Below are 15267 nucleotides of genomic sequence, written 5' to 3' on the forward strand. Positions count from 1 at the left end.
TTTTAAATTCCGCTATCCATTGAATCACAGTGTAAATGCACGTCTTCCTTCGTGGAAATAGGCTTGGTTTTTAAACCTTTGTTTTTGTCTAGCATCATATCATTGATCAGTGCGCTTCGTTCTTTTTTGATAGCTTCACGCATTTCCTTGTCTTTAGCAATATCAAAATATGTTGCTCCTTCAATGAGGGTTTTTTCCGCTTTAGCGTAGATAGAAAGTGGATTGTCAGACCATAATACCAGATCGGCATCCTTACCTTCTTTTACACTACCCACGCGATCATCGATATGTAATAATTTAGCTGGGTTGAGAGTAACCATTTTCCAGGCCTCTTCTTCAGTCATACCACCATATTTTACAGATTTGGCAGCTTCCTGATTTAAGCGTCTGGACATTTCAGCATCATCACTGTTTATGGCCACGGTAACACCCGCATTGTGCATGATGGCAGCATTATACGGAATGGCATCCTTAACCTCATATTTATAGGCCCACCAGTCGCTAAACGTAGAACCTCCAACGCCATGTTCAGCCATTTTATCAGCTACCTTGTAACCTTCAAGAATGTGAGTAAAAGTGTTCACTCTGAAGTTGAATTTCTCAGCTACTTTCATGAGCATATTGATCTCACTTTGTACATATGAATGGCAGGAAATAAATCGTTCCTTGTTTAAAATTTCGGCTAATACATCGAGTTCAATATCACGTTTGTAGGGCTTGCCACTTTTCTTCAAAGAATCATAAGCTTGAGCTCGTGCAAAATAATCTGTGAATACCTGTTCCACACCCATACGTGACTGCGGGAAACGCGAGCCACTACTCCAGTTCGACTGTTTTACATTTTCGCCCAAGGCGAATTTGATAAATTTCGGACTGTTATTATAAATTAAATTTTGAGCTGATTCGCCCCACTTTAATTTAATGATAGCGGAACGCCCACCAATTGGATTCGCCGAACCATGTAATATTTGAATAGAGGTTACACCGCCTGCTAGATCACGATAAATACCAATACTTTTTTCATCAACAACGTCTTCAATACTCACCTCGGCCGATGAGTTTTGACCCCCCTCATTCACCGAAGAGGTCGCAATATGTGAATGCTCATCAATAATGCCGGCGGTTAAATGTTTTCCGGTAGCGTCAATGACTTGAGCCCGGGAATTAGAAAGGTTCTTACCGATTTTTGCAATTTTACCATCCTTTACCAGAACATCGGTATTTCGTAAAATACCTGCATCTTCATTGGTCCAAACAGTGGCATTTTTAAATAAAATGGTTTCTGATTCTGGTAACGATTCAAAACCATAAGCTTTATTAGGATAGGTTACAGGGGTCATGGCATATACCGAAGTACTATTTTCTGCTTCTTTTTTATCTTCATCCTCAGATTTTGAGGCTGTGCGCTTTGCATAGAACGCAGATTCCTTGCCGTCTGGATGAATTAATTTTCCAGAGATCCCGCCTTGTTCATCTACTTTTCCTACGATGCGAATAAACGTATTTGCTGTGCTATCAGCTGTAGTCATACTCAGTTTTGCCCAGTTGTTGTCATAGGTTATTTTAGAACCGAAAGTTTGCGTTTTAGAACTTATTTTTGATTTCAACTTGCTCATGGAGGAGCCTGAAACATTGAGTTTGTAAGGTGTTTTATTTATTGCAAATTCATAATCGCCACGGATATCTTTAGTGTTTACAGGTTCAAAAACGGTTTTATCACCTTGGATCCAGTGTTCGTAGAACATGGTGTTCTTATCAAAAATATCTCCGGAGGTAATAATAAAATTTGCCAAACTACCATTTCTCAGTGAGCCAATTTCTGATGTTTTGCCCAATATGCTCGCGGGTACAGTAGTTAAGGCTTTCAAAGCTTTTTCTTCGCTTAATCCGGCGGCTATCGCCTTTAATAAATTGGTTTTAAATTCCTTTATAGATTTAAGTTTCGCCGTAGTAAATGCGAAAGTAATATTGTTGTCTGCCAGTAATTTTGGATTGTAAGGACTTTGGTTCCAGGCTCTGAGGTCTGCCAAACTTAAATTCTCTGTTGCAAAAGGATCTTCCACATTAAAAGCATCAGGGAAATTTAATGGAAGAATTACAGTGGCGTTTGTGTTTTTAAGGTCTTCAATGCGTTCATATTCGTCGCCGCCACCCAAAATCACGTATTGCACACCATATTCATCGCCAACTTTATCAGCACGCATAATGTTTTGACGACTACCAGCTTCAAAGAATTGAACCAACGGTTTATTTCTATTGAAAGCTTCTAAAGACAAATCTTTGGTTTTGATCTGACCTTTGCTATACCAATCTGCATCAATATATAACTGACGAATTAGGGCCATACTACCCATTATAGATGAAGGATAGGATTGCTGTGATTTAACACTTTTAGAAAATGAAAAATACTGTCCGGAGTTATCATCCAGAACACGATATTGGTTCCCGTTGTTATTATTCAACGAAATTAAAAGTCCGGTGCCACGCACAATACCGTCATGAATGTGGGTGTTCACCACGCCAAAACCAGCCTCGAGGAGTTCTGAGGCCTTTTTAGTATCGTATTTAAAAGCTTCAATTGCTTTTTGTTCAGGCATCACGTGATCATTCCAGTAGTAACCTGTTCTTGTAGCCTCGTATTGCGTTGATCGCGACCAGCCGGAAGATCTTTGAGGTTGGTCAATACCAAAATCAGAATATAGATCGATAAAGGAAGGATAGATAAACTTGCCTTTTAAATCGAAAATAACCGTATTTTCAGGAATCGACATGTTGCTACCTGCTCCCACTACCTTACCATCTTTAATAAGTAAGGTCCCATTGTTAATAATCTCAGTAGGTGTTACATAAATTTTGGCATTCGTTAGGGCTTTGTAGTTTGTGTTTACAGTTTTTACACCATTGTTTTTAGGGAAATAGTCTTGTGCGTCTATCATCATGCAAAAGAACATGGTGATATACAGAAAAAATTTTCTATTCATAGCTATTAATCAATTTTGCTCTAAAAGTAAAAAAATTAACTATGGATTGAATTATATTTAGATTTTTTTAACTTTTGATGAGGAATTTTCATCGAAGTAGTTGGTTATCAGGGCGACAACGTAACTGTAGCTTTCCATGCCTTTACTTTGTTTGTTCACTTTCAGGAAGTTACCATAAAATAATTTGAAGTAAGGTTCCGCAGGATTTTCATGCGCTTCCCAGAATTCACGAACTTCCTGGTAATTTTTAAGAATACCTTCGTTAACATCCGCAACCATGTCTTCATATAAACACGGATCCCGGAAATAAATTTCGTTTAGGCAAAACCGCAGTGCGAAGGTGTAACCGGCATAGTTAAAAAAGATGTCATCGTGGTTAATGGCAGCTAAACAACCTATAAAATTTGCCTCATTTTCTGCAGCGTAACCTAGTTGATGGGCAACTTCGTGTGATGCTGTGGTTGGATATTTGAAAATCGGAATCATCCCATCAACCTGAGCCTCATTGGTCAGCGGATTTAAATAGCCACTAAAACCCATATAAGTTAATGGGAAACTGTAAAGGGATTTTTTAATGCTTTTCGTGGTGTAGTCTAAATGAGGAAAACTTGTTCTTAAATTATGATACCCGGTAGGAACCATTTTAAAGATCTCTAATTCTTTATATGGAATCGTTACTTTAATAGTATCGTTTTTTGTAATTTTTAAGTGAATGGCGTTGGTTTTCTCAATAAGATTATTCGTCACGGAAACCAATTGTTCTTGGGTATAGTCTGAATTTAATTGAAGATTTTTATGAAGCGGTAATCGATGATAATTAAGTCCCCAAAAAAAGTGAAATGCAAAATAGATTACCGATAAGGCTGCAAAAACATCAGTTAGCCAACCCTTTGTGTCTTTCCTAAAACGTCTTCTATTGATGATGAACCACCGGATGATATAAATTGTGCTTAGCGCGTAAACGATGTCACCAAATGAGAACGGAAGCCAGCCCAACATGAATCGTAATATATTTGATATGTACGGATACAGACCGAGGCTGTAATAGTGTTCAATAAAATCAGGAAAAAGCGATAAAAGTTTTACCAGAAAAACCTGTGGAATGAGTAATAACGCAATGTACTTTTTTTTGTTTTTCGGCATGTCTCAAAAATAGTAAACAATTTATAATTCCGCATCCTTATACGTATCTTTGTAAATCTAAAATTAAAAATAATGAACGAAGAAATACGCCAGCTAGAACCACAAGCCATTTGGAATAAATTTGCCGATTTGAACGCGGTGCCAAGACCTTCAAAAAAAGAAGAACGTGTCATTGCATTTATGAAAGATTTTGGTAAAAATTTGGGTTTAGAAACTCTTGAGGATGCTGTTGGCAATGTGATCATAAGAAAACCGGCTACCAAGGGAATGGAAGATCGGCAAACCGTGGTAATGCAATCACATTTGGATATGGTTCATCAAAAAAACAACGATACGGTCTTCGATTTTGATACTCAGGGTGTCATGATGTATGTTGATGGTGATTGGGTTCGTGCTAAAGGCACAACTCTTGGTGCTGATAATGGTTTAGGCGTTGCAACTATTATGGCTATTTTAGAAAGTAAAGATATTGCACATCCCGCGATCGAGGCACTTTTTACAATTGATGAAGAAACCGGAATGACGGGTGCGATGGGTTTAAATAGTGACATTTTAAGTGGGACTATATTATTGAATTTGGATACGGAAGAAGATGATGAAATTGGTGTTGGTTGTGCTGGAGGCATTGATGTAACGGCGACAAGACAATATGATGAGGAGGAAACACCTGAATTTAAAATAGGATATACTATAAAAGTAAAAGGTTTGCAGGGAGGTCATTCCGGTATGCAGATCCATGAAGGTCTGGGGAATGCGAATAAAATAATGAACCGTTTACTATTCGATGGTTTTGAATATTTTGGTTTACGAATATCAGAAATAAATGGCGGTGGGTTACGCAATGCAATTCCCCGCGAGAGTTCAGCAACGGTGGCGATCGATACAGAGAAAGAAAAAGCTTTCGTGGCACATATTGCCGAATTATCGAATATGATAAAAAAGGAGTTTAAAGTTTTGGAACCGCAGTTGGATATTATCATATCTAAATCAAATACGCCGAAGAACATTATGGATCTCGGGGTTCAGGAAGGCCTTACCAAAGCAATTTACGCGGCTCTAAATGGTGTTTATCGTATGAGTCCAGACATTCCTGATCTGGTTGAGACCTCAAATAATATAGCCAAAGTGGTTGTGAAAGATGGAAAGATCCATATTGGTTGTTTAACTCGATCTTCGGTTGAGAGTTCGAAATGGGATCTGGCCAATGCCTTGAGAGCTACCTTCGAATTGACCGGTTGCGAGGTTGAATTTTCAGGTGATTATCCCGGTTGGGCACCGAATATGGATTCCCCTATTTTAAAGGTTATGGAAGATCTTTATGAATCGTTGAACCAGGAAAAACCACATGTAGCGGCTTGCCATGCAGGCTTAGAGTGTGGTATTTTAGGACAAAATTATCCTGATATGGATATGATCAGTTTTGGACCAAATATAAGAGGAGCGCATTCCCCTGATGAGCGTGTACAAATCTCTTCGGTTCAAAAATTTTGGATTTTTGTACAGGAAATTCTAAAACAAATTCCAAAAAAATAAGAGCCCTTCAAGGCACGGGATCATACCCGGAACCACCCCAAGGATGACAACTCAAAATCCGTTTCAAAGCAAGCCAACCGCCTTTCAAAATCCCGTGCTTTTGTAGAGCTTCTTTGGCGTAATTTGAGCAGGTAGGACTGTATCTACAAGTTGGTGGTGTTAGAGGTGAAATAAGAACCTGATAGACTTTTATCAAGAATAAAAAGGGTGCTATAAGTATTTTTTTTAGCATACCGGTTTTCCTTGTTTGAGGAAAGTTTTTATAGTACTTTAAGCTTAGTTTAAAGAAAAAGTAGTGCCTTCTTTACCATCTTTAAGCTGAATTCCTAAAGCGGCCAATTCATCGCGGATCTTATCAGAAAGCGCAAAATCCTTATTGATACGTGCTTCCTGGCGCATTTTAATTAATAGCTCAACAGCCCCGGATAATTTATCTGTTCCGGCGGTTTTATTTGATGTGGTTTCAAGACCAAGAATATCAAAAACGAAAGCATGAATCGTTTCCTTGAAATTTTTTAAATCTACTTCACTTAGTGTTTCAGAACCTTCTTTTAACTGGTTGATGTATTTTACCGCTTCAAATAAATGGGCTATGAGTATAGGTGAATTGAAATCATCATTCATAGCATCATAGCACGATTGTTTCCAGCTTGTAATATCAATACTTGATGATGGAGAAGCATTCAAATCATTCATAACCTGGATAGCATCCATCAAACGATAAAACCCTTTTTCGCTTGCTAGAAGTCCGTCGTTTGTGAAATCTAAAATACTGCGATAATGGGCCTGTAGCATAAAAAATCGTGCTACACCCGGTTCGAAGGCTTTCGTGATATTTGAATTATTACCGGTGAAAATCTCACCCGGTAGAATATAGTTCCCAGTAGATTTTGCCATTTTTTTACCATTCATGATAAGCATGTTGGCATGCATCCAATAATTTACAGGGGTTTGACCTTTTGCAGCTTCATTTTGTGCGATCTCACACTCATGGTGTGGAAATTTCAGATCCATGCCACCACCGTGAATATCAAATTGCTCCCCAAGATATTTTGTGCTCATGGCTGTACATTCCAGATGCCAGCCTGGAAAACCATCACTCCAAGGTGACGGCCAACGCATGATATGCTGGGGCTCAGCACGTTTCCAAAGCGCAAAATCCTGCGGATTCTTTTTATCGCTCTGACCGTCTAAAGCACGCGTATTATGAATGAGGTCTTCTAGTTTTCTTTTACTCAGTTTTCCGTAATCATGTGTTTCATTAAACTTATGCACATCAAAATACACAGAACCATTAACTTCATAAGCAAAACCATTTTCAATAATGGTTTTTATGAGCTCAATTTGTTCAATAATATGTCCTGTGGCCGTAGGTTCAATACTTGGCGGAAGGAAATTAAATTTATCCAGGATGTTGTGAAAATCTACAGTGTAACGTTGTACTACTTCCATAGGTTCCAGCTGTTCTAAACGCGCTTTTTTCGCAATGCGGTCTTCACCAACATCAGCATCATTTTCCAAGTGACCTGCATCTGTAATATTGCGTACATAACGCACTTTATAACCTAAATGCTTCAAATAACGGAAGATCACATCAAAGGACATAAAGGTTCTTACGTTTCCTAAATGGACATTGCTATAAACGGTTGGTCCGCATACATACATCCCTACATAACCTTCATCTAATGGTTTAAATGCTTCTTTTTCTCCGCTTAATGAATTGTATATTTGAATATTTTGGCTTTTGTAAAGTGGCGTCATGGTTCGGTTGCGCTTGTTAAGGTCCTGGTAACTGAGTTTTCGATCAATGGAAGGTTTTAAATAATCTGGTTAAAACGAGGTGTCGAGATTTATATAATCTAAAAACTCTCGTCTTACGGCCTTATCTTTAAATTTTCCTCCAAATTCCGAAGTTACGGTACTACTTTCTATATCGCGAATACCTCTGGAATTGACACATAAATGTTTGGCATCAATAACGCAGGCGACATCCTGAGTATTCAATACCTCCTGTAATTCCTTAACAATCTGGATGGTTAAACGTTCCTGGACCTGGGGTCTTTTAGCGAAATAGTCTACAATACGATTCATTTTAGACAGGCCTACTACGGTACCATTTGATATGTAAGCAACGTGTGCTTTTCCAACAATTGGTAACAAGTGATGCTCGCAGGTAGAGTATAGGGTAATGTTTTTCTCCACTAACATTTCACCGTATTTGTACTTATTTTCAAAAGTTGAAGGTTTGGGTTTTTTATCAGGATTAAGTCCGCCAAAAATTTCGTTCACGAACATTTTAGCAACTCTGTTTGGCGTACCATTGAGACTGTCATCAGAAAGGTCGAGTCCAAGAGTTTCCATGATATGACGTACATCGTCTTTAATGATATCTATTTTTTCTTCATTTGATAATTTAAACGCATCGTTACGCATTGGTGTGTTTGCCGAAGTACTGATGTGATCATCTCCTAAAGATTCAAATTCTTCCAAATTTTTTCCAAATTTCATCTGTCTGTGCTTTAATTTTAATGGAGTTATTACTTTAAAAACTCCAAGTATCTGTGATAGAGCCATTTTTGATTGGTTTATCACAATATGAAAAATCTGCTTTTCAGTCTGCAAAGATAAACAAAACAGTTTTGTTATGTTTTATCTTAACAAACAATTATACAGGGCTGATATAGTCTGTAATTGTAATTATTCATTACATTTTTAAAAAAGAAAAAACCCAAACAACAAGTTGTCTGGGTTTTAATTTAATTTCTTATTCACTTATATGTTTAGGCTCAGGGATAGGATGATATTTGAATTCGATCGTATCACTGTAGCTGTATCCAATAAGCCCACATTATATAATGAAGGATTATCCGTGCGCTCCCAGGTGTCATAAGTCAGATCTAATCTGGTATTCCCGAAATTATAACCAACTCCAAAAGAGTAGCCTGTTAGATCTCCTATTGTAAAACCGTTCTTATAAGGACTTTCCTCAAATCTATAGCCAGCACGCAAACTCCATTGCTCTAATTTATACTCACCACCTAGTCGATAGGTTTGTGAGACATCAAAAATATTAGCCATGGCATTATTCTGGTCATTAAAGAAAGAATCGGATTCCGGTTTAAATTTCGTTTTACTGTAATCCTTAACGGCATAATCAAAACTTATGAGTCCTTGCTGACCAAATACATAAGCGACACTACCTGTGATTTGAGATGGTGTTTGAAGCCTATAAGTTGGATAAATATTTACCACTTGAGGATTCACTTCAATAAAACCGTTGTCCCCATCAGTCGCAATATACTGGGTTGTTTCATCGTTGATATTGTACCAAATCGGAGAATCGTATACAGCACCTAATCGCCATGAATCCCCTAATTTAAGTATACCACCCAATTGGAATGAAAACCCATTCCCGGTAGTTGATAAGGTATTTTCAAAATCTACAAAATTTACCACAGATCCGGCATTATTGTTGTCTTCCAGTAAAACAGTACTTCGATTATAGTTAATAAAATGGGTATTTAAATTTAGACCTAAATACAGGTTCTCCTTATATTGAGTAGCTAGGTTAAAACTAGCCTTACCATTATATCCTGTTGCTGCATATGTATAATCATGTGTAAAATTACCGGGTGCTACATTCCCGAAGTATACCGAGTTAGCATCGTTGTTAATATCCTCCGGTTCTAGCAAGAAAGATTCAAAACCTAAAAAGCCCTGCTGATTTGCAAATCCGTATATTTCTCCAATTGCTTGGTAAGCTTCACCTAGTGTTTCGTCTGGTAATGCCGAAATCTCATCTAAGCGCAAACCATCGGCATAATCGTAAAAATAGCTTGTAATAGAGTTACTAAACTGGCCGTCATCGTTGGTATTTGTGCCTACGGCGAACCAGGTGTTGTTGAAGTTATTGGTGCGATCGTAGGTGACACCAATTGAAAATTTCCGCCAGGGTGAAACCGAATTATTTCTGAATACAAACACAGCGCCACCTTGACTAAGATCTGTTTTGCGTGTTGAAATTGATCCAAATCCATTAAAGTAATTGGTGTCATCAGTTTCGTTGTTAATGGAAAGTGAAAAAGAAGCATTACTTTGAATAAATACGGCGCCCCCTGCAGGGTTACTACTCATAGCACTAAGGTCGCCACCAAGGGCTCCAAAAGCACCGCTTAGGGCACGATAACGTGCCGTTCCCTCAATGGTATTTTGAGAATATCTTAAAGCATCTGAAATATCCTGGGCCTGCATTAGAGAAATAGAGAGTATCCCAAGACATAATAAAGTTAATTTTTTCATAAGCGATTTTATTAGCCCTTAAAGGCTTAAATTGACAAATTCTGAATTAAGTAAAAACAATCGGATTAACCTCCTCTTCGGCCTCCACGACTTCCACCTGATGATGATCCACGAGAACTTCCTCCGCCTGATGATCTCACTGAAGATCCTGATGAAGAAGAACTTCTGCTCGGGGTGTAGCCTGAACTGGATCTGCTACTACTTGATGGTGTATATAGCGATCGTGAGCTTCTGCTAGGCATAGTTGATGGGGTTCTGTAGCTCGAGTTTCCTCTTATGGTTGAAGATCCTCTGGATGTAGAATTCCCGGAAGGCGTTCTGATAACTGATGAACTACGTCTTACTCCAGAATTACCGGGAGCACTGTATCGAGATGTGTAATTTCTCGTAGCTGTTCTTGAGTTACTGGCAGTTCCTGAACTCCGTCTCATATTAGATGTATTATTACGATAAGAGTTATTGATTATATTACTACTGTTTCTTCGCGAACTATTATATTTTGAGGTCACGGAAGTGCTATTTCGTAACGCAGAGCTACGACGCCCTTGGGTTCTGTTATTTAAATTACTTTCACCACGATAAGATGTGGTCGCATAGCTACCTCTTCGGCTGGCACTGAATGAAGATCTTCTACCATAATAGCCGCTTCGAGAATTATAGTAAGGCGCATTTCCGTAATAACCCCATCCCGCATAATAGTTTCCGAAATACGGGTTCCAAAATGGATCATTCCAACCCCAGCTATTCCAGCCCCAGTTGTTCCAACCCCAACTATTCCATCCCCAGTTGTTCCAACCCCAGTTGTTCCAGCCCCAGCGATTCCATCCCCAGTTGTTCCAACCCCAGCTATTCCAACCCCAGTTGTTCCAGCCCCAGTTGTTCCAACCGTTATCGATGTAATTAATGGTAACACTATTACTGTTTTGTCCCCAACCAACATAGTTTTGGGTATTATCTACTAAAGAATCGTTTTCAACATAAGTATCACTGGTATAACTATCTACATCAGTGAAAATATCACTATTTTCAATCATGACGTCATACTCCATGGCTTTGTTCTTAAAATAATTCTCGTAATAATCACTATTGTTTTGATTTGGGATTTCAACAATAACATCTTCACGTTGTTGTGGATTAACACGCATTTCAGGCTCACCGTAAATACCATCGGATTCCACGCCAACATATTGATATGACCCACAGGAGGCCATAATAAGCAATAAGCCAAGTAGGGGGGCAAATTGCAATTTCTTATTTAGGTCGTTATAAAGTCGCATATCTAAAAGATTTTATTGTTGAACATTACAAAAATAGTTAGTTTTGCTGAACTATTTTTTTATTTAACATATGCACAATATTTGTGCCAAAAAGCTAATATGAGTAAAAAACTTACAAGTAGAGCGGAAGATTATTCCAAGTGGTACAACGAATTGGTTGTCAAGGCTGATCTCGCGGAGAATTCGGCGGTTAGAGGCTGTATGGTAATTAAACCCTATGGCTATGCTATTTGGGAAAAAATGCAGGCTGAACTTGATCGAATGTTTAAAGAAACAGGACATCAAAATGCTTATTTTCCGCTATTTGTGCCAAAAAGTTTGTTTGAGGCCGAAGAAAAAAATGCTGAAGGGTTCGCAAAGGAATGTGCTGTTGTTACCCATTACAGACTTCAAAACGACCCTGAAAACCCTGGAAAACTTCGTGTGGATCCTGAGGCGAAACTGGAAGAAGAGTTGGTGGTTCGCCCAACAAGCGAAGCTATTATTTGGAATACCTACAGAAACTGGATCCAGAGCTATCGCGATTTGCCTTTACTTATTAATCAGTGGGCCAATGTGGTGCGTTGGGAAATGCGCACCCGCTTATTTTTAAGAACAGCTGAATTTTTATGGCAAGAAGGACACACGGCGCACGCTACCAAACAAGAGGCCTTGGAAGAAACTAAACTCATGAATAATGTGTACGCCACCTTTGCTGAAAACTTTATGGCTATTCCGGTAATACAAGGTGTTAAAACGGAAAGTGAACGTTTTGCCGGCGCCGAAGAGACTTATTGTATTGAAGCCTTGATGCAGGACGGGAAAGCACTTCAAGCAGGAACATCTCACTTTTTGGGCCAAAATTTTGCCAAAGCCTTTGATGTTAAGTTTGCCAATAAAGAAGGCCAACAAGATTATGTTTGGGCTACCTCATGGGGGGTGTCAACGCGTTTAATGGGGGCTTTAATTATGACGCATAGCGATGATCAGGGCCTAGTTTTACCTCCAAATTTAGCGCCTAATCAGGTGGTTATTGTGCCCATTTATAAAAATGAAGAGCAATTTGAAGCTGTTTCGGAAGTTGCTAATAATATCGTTTCAAGGTTAAGAGCTAAAGGTATTTCTGTTAAGTATGATAATAGAGACACCCAGAGACCCGGAGCTAAATTTGCACAACATGAATTACAAGGTGTACCATTACGTATTGCTATTGGACCTAAAGATCTGGAAAATAAAACGGTGGAATTAGCACGTCGGGATACCTTAACCAAGAATATTATAGCACTTGAAGGTATAGAAGATCATATTCAGGATTTATTAAAGGAGATCCAAGAATCGATTTTCAAAAAAGCACTTGAATTTAGGGATTCGCACATCACAGAGGTAGAAACTTTTGAGGAATTTAAATCGGTTTTAGAAACCAAAACAGGATTTATATCCGCACATTGGGATGGCACGAATGAGACAGAAGATAAAATCAAGGAACTAACTAAAGCGACGATTCGTTGTATTCCATTGGATCAGCCCGCTGAGGATGGGGTGTGTATCTATTCCGGAAAACCCTCAAAAGGTCGGGTTTTGTTCGCAAAAGCATACTAAAATTTAGACTTAAAAAAGGCTTTTAAAAATTTTTAGAAAAAAAATTATATTGGTCTTGCAACATTTAAAAATAGTTGTATTTTTGCATCCGCAATGGAAACGTTGTGTAGTTAATTGAAACAGTTTGAAGTTAATCAATATTGATTAACGGTGTCACAAGAATAAATGGCCCGTTCGTCTATCGGCTAGGACGCCAGGTTTTCATCCTGGTAAGAGGGGTTCGATTCCCCTACGGGCTACAATTTTAATAAAAAACAAAACATGGCAAATCATAAGTCAGCATTAAAAAGAATTAGAAGTAACGAAGCAAAGCGTGTGGTAAACAAATACCAGCACAAAACAACGCGTAATGCTATTAAGAAGTTACGTGAGCTAACTGATAAGAAAGAAGCTGAGAAAATGTTTCCAACAGTTGTGTCGATGATCGATAAATTGTCAAAGAAAAATATCATTCACGACAATAAGGCCGCTAATTTAAAGTCAGGTTTAGCAAAGCATATCGAAACGCTATAAGTAAAAACATTACAATATTAAAAAGCTTCTCTTTCTGGAGAAGCTTTTTTTTTGTGCCTGTTTTTTCCAATCATCCTTATTTATTGCGCACAAATAGCGTTTCGTTTAAATACAAAAAAGCCCTAACAATATTTGGTATTGCTAAGGCTTTTTATATTTGAGTTAGTCTAGTTAAACTCGTGTAATTATCCGTTCATGGATATTAAAAATTCTTCGTTGTTTCGCGTTTGCTTAAAACGCTCGTTAATGAATTCCATAGCCTCAACCGGGTTCATATCCGCTAAATATTTGCGCATTACCCACATACGTTGAATCGTATTTTCATCTAATAACAGATCATCACGACGCGTACTTGAGGACGTAAGATCGATAGCAGGGAAAATACGACGATTCGATATTTTTCTATCCAATTGTAGCTCCATGTTACCGGTTCCTTTAAATTCTTCAAAGATAACCTCGTCCATTTTTGAACCTGTTTCAGTAAGTGCAGTCGCTATAATGGTTAAGGATCCACCATTTTCAATATTTCTTGCAGCACCAAAGAAACGTTTTGGTTTATGAAGCGCGTTGGCATCCACACCACCACTTAATATTTTACCAGAAGCCGGTTGTACGGTGTTGTAAGCTCTGGCCAAACGGGTAATGGAGTCTAAAAGAATAACGACATCATGTCCACATTCTACCAAACGTTTTGCTTTTTCCAAAACAATATCTGCAATTTTCACATGTTCGTGAGCTTCTTTATCAAAGGTTGAAGAGATTACTTCACCACGCACGTTACGCTGCATATCAGTTACTTCCTCAGGGCGTTCATCGATCAACAAAATCATTAAATAAACCTCAGGATGATTTGCAGCAATAGCATTAGCCACGTCTTTTAATAACATGGTTTTACCGGTTTTTGGCTGCGATACGATCATACCACGCTGTCCTTTTCCAATAGGCGAGAACAGGTCCATAATACGAGTCGATATGGTGCTTTGTTTTTCGGCAATATTGAATTTTTCTTTTGGGAATAGTGGTGTAAGGTGTTCAAAAGATACTCGGTCTCGCACCACTTCCGGTTTCTGACCATTAATTCTGGTAACTTTAATTAAAGGAAAGTATTTTTCACCTTCTTTGGGAGGGCGAACGTTTCCTAAAACAGTATCACCTTTCTTTAAACCAAATAAACGAATTTGAGACTGCGACACATAAATATCATCAGGCGACGATAAATAGTTGTAATCAGATGAACGTAAAAAGCCGTAGCCATCCTGCATGACATCTAAGACGCCTTCACTTTCAATAATAGCATCAAATTCAAAATCCGGCTCGCGGTAACGATTGCGGTTATCTTTGTTGCCTTTATCAACATTAGGGCTCTTCGGACCTTTATGTTGATTTTTATTTTGGTTATGATCTTTCTTCTGATGAGTTTTTTGTTTGTTATCAGGAGTGTTTTTATCGTTTTTGCTAGAATTCGAATCCGCCTTTGAGCGCGTATCAGGTTTCTGTTGGGTATTCTGCTTTGAATTATCCTTCACAGGAGTGTCCTTTTTAGAGGAATCCTTTTTGTTAGAATGATCATCGGGTTTTTTAGAATTCTCATCAGATTTCTTAGGCTGATTTTGAGGTCCTTTATTATTTGATCGCTCAACGCGTTTTCTAGGTTTTTTATCCTGATCTTGCTTAGACTTAGTGTCAATGGCAGATTCAACTACAGTTGAAACCACCTTCGGATTGGCCGCCTGCTTATCTAAAATCTGATAAACAAGATCTAATTTTTTTAAAGATCTGTATTTAGGAATACTTAGCTGTTTAGCAATTTCTTGTAAATCTGCTAATTTCTTTTCTTTTAATTCTGAAATTTCAAGCATTGAAGTTTATTTGAAAAAAATAATTTTTAAGAGTATAATTACTTTGAAAATGTTTTGATTTGTTATTCTGAAGAAAAGACCACA

General features: G+C 38.2%; 11 protein-coding genes and 1 tRNA gene. 4 read left to right on the plus strand and 8 right to left on the minus strand.

Annotation, left to right across the window (positions count from 1 at the left end):
* Positions 1-2: 2 nt before the first annotated feature.
* Together V8G61_RS04245 and V8G61_RS04250 are read right to left on the minus strand one after the other, a co-directional pair.
* Positions 3-2981 (minus strand): amidohydrolase family protein, encoded by a 2979-nt coding sequence (locus tag V8G61_RS04245; protein WP_394874199.1) that lies wholly within the window; start codon positions 2979-2981, stop codon positions 3-5.
* Between the two features lie 57 nt (positions 2982-3038).
* The gene (locus V8G61_RS04250) at positions 3039-4124 is read right to left on the minus strand and encodes a DUF3810 domain-containing protein (protein ID WP_394874200.1); all 1086 of its coding nucleotides are present in this window, start codon (positions 4122-4124) and stop codon (positions 3039-3041) included.
* 72 nt (positions 4125-4196) lie between these two features.
* Here V8G61_RS04250 and V8G61_RS04255 point away from each other — a divergent pair, with 72 nt between their 5' ends.
* Positions 4197-5657, plus strand: coding sequence for an aminoacyl-histidine dipeptidase (locus V8G61_RS04255; RefSeq protein ID WP_394874201.1), 1461 nt, complete (start codon positions 4197-4199; stop codon positions 5655-5657).
* Positions 5658-5664: 7 nt separating this feature from the next.
* Here the strand turns inward: V8G61_RS04255 and yidD are convergent, their stop codons facing one another.
* The 5 genes from yidD to V8G61_RS04280 form a co-directional block, all read right to left on the minus strand.
* Complete coding sequence (yidD, locus tag V8G61_RS04260) at positions 5665-5889, minus strand: membrane protein insertion efficiency factor YidD (protein WP_394874203.1); 225 nt, start codon at positions 5887-5889, stop codon at positions 5665-5667.
* A 44-nt stretch (positions 5890-5933) separates the two neighbouring features.
* Positions 5934-7418, minus strand: coding sequence for a cysteine--tRNA ligase (gene cysS, locus V8G61_RS04265; RefSeq protein ID WP_394874204.1), 1485 nt, complete (start codon positions 7416-7418; stop codon positions 5934-5936).
* Positions 7419-7487: 69 nt separating this feature from the next.
* Positions 7488-8165: a GTP cyclohydrolase I FolE gene (gene folE / locus V8G61_RS04270; protein ID WP_394874205.1), complete on the minus strand. Its 678-nt coding sequence runs from the start codon at positions 8163-8165 to the stop codon at positions 7488-7490.
* Between the two features lie 264 nt (positions 8166-8429).
* Positions 8430-9956, minus strand: a complete 1527-nt coding sequence (locus tag V8G61_RS04275; protein WP_394874207.1) for an outer membrane protein transport protein — start codon at positions 9954-9956, stop codon at positions 8430-8432.
* Positions 9957-10021: 65 nt separating this feature from the next.
* Entirely contained in the window at positions 10022-11233 is a 1212-nt protein-coding gene (locus V8G61_RS04280) for a hypothetical protein (RefSeq protein ID WP_394874209.1), read from the minus strand.
* A gap of 99 nt (positions 11234-11332) precedes the next feature.
* Here V8G61_RS04280 and proS point away from each other — a divergent pair, with 99 nt between their 5' ends.
* From proS to rpsT, 3 genes are all read left to right on the plus strand, one after another.
* Complete coding sequence (gene proS / locus V8G61_RS04285) at positions 11333-12811, plus strand: proline--tRNA ligase (protein ID WP_394874211.1); 1479 nt, start codon at positions 11333-11335, stop codon at positions 12809-12811.
* 167 nt (positions 12812-12978) lie between these two features.
* Positions 12979-13050, plus strand: a tRNA-Glu gene (locus V8G61_RS04290).
* Positions 13051-13072: 22 nt separating this feature from the next.
* Entirely contained in the window at positions 13073-13324 is a 252-nt protein-coding gene (gene rpsT / locus V8G61_RS04295) for a 30S ribosomal protein S20 (RefSeq protein WP_394874212.1), read from the plus strand.
* Positions 13325-13509: 185 nt separating this feature from the next.
* Here the strand turns inward: rpsT and rho are convergent, their stop codons facing one another.
* Positions 13510-15183 (minus strand): transcription termination factor Rho, encoded by a 1674-nt coding sequence (rho, locus tag V8G61_RS04300; RefSeq protein WP_394874213.1) that lies wholly within the window; start codon positions 15181-15183, stop codon positions 13510-13512.
* Between the last annotated feature and the right edge of the window lie 84 nt (positions 15184-15267).

Source organism: Gaetbulibacter sp. M240, assembly GCF_043876815.1.
In the GTDB taxonomy this organism is placed as follows: Bacteria; Bacteroidota; Bacteroidia; order Flavobacteriales; family Flavobacteriaceae; genus Gaetbulibacter_A.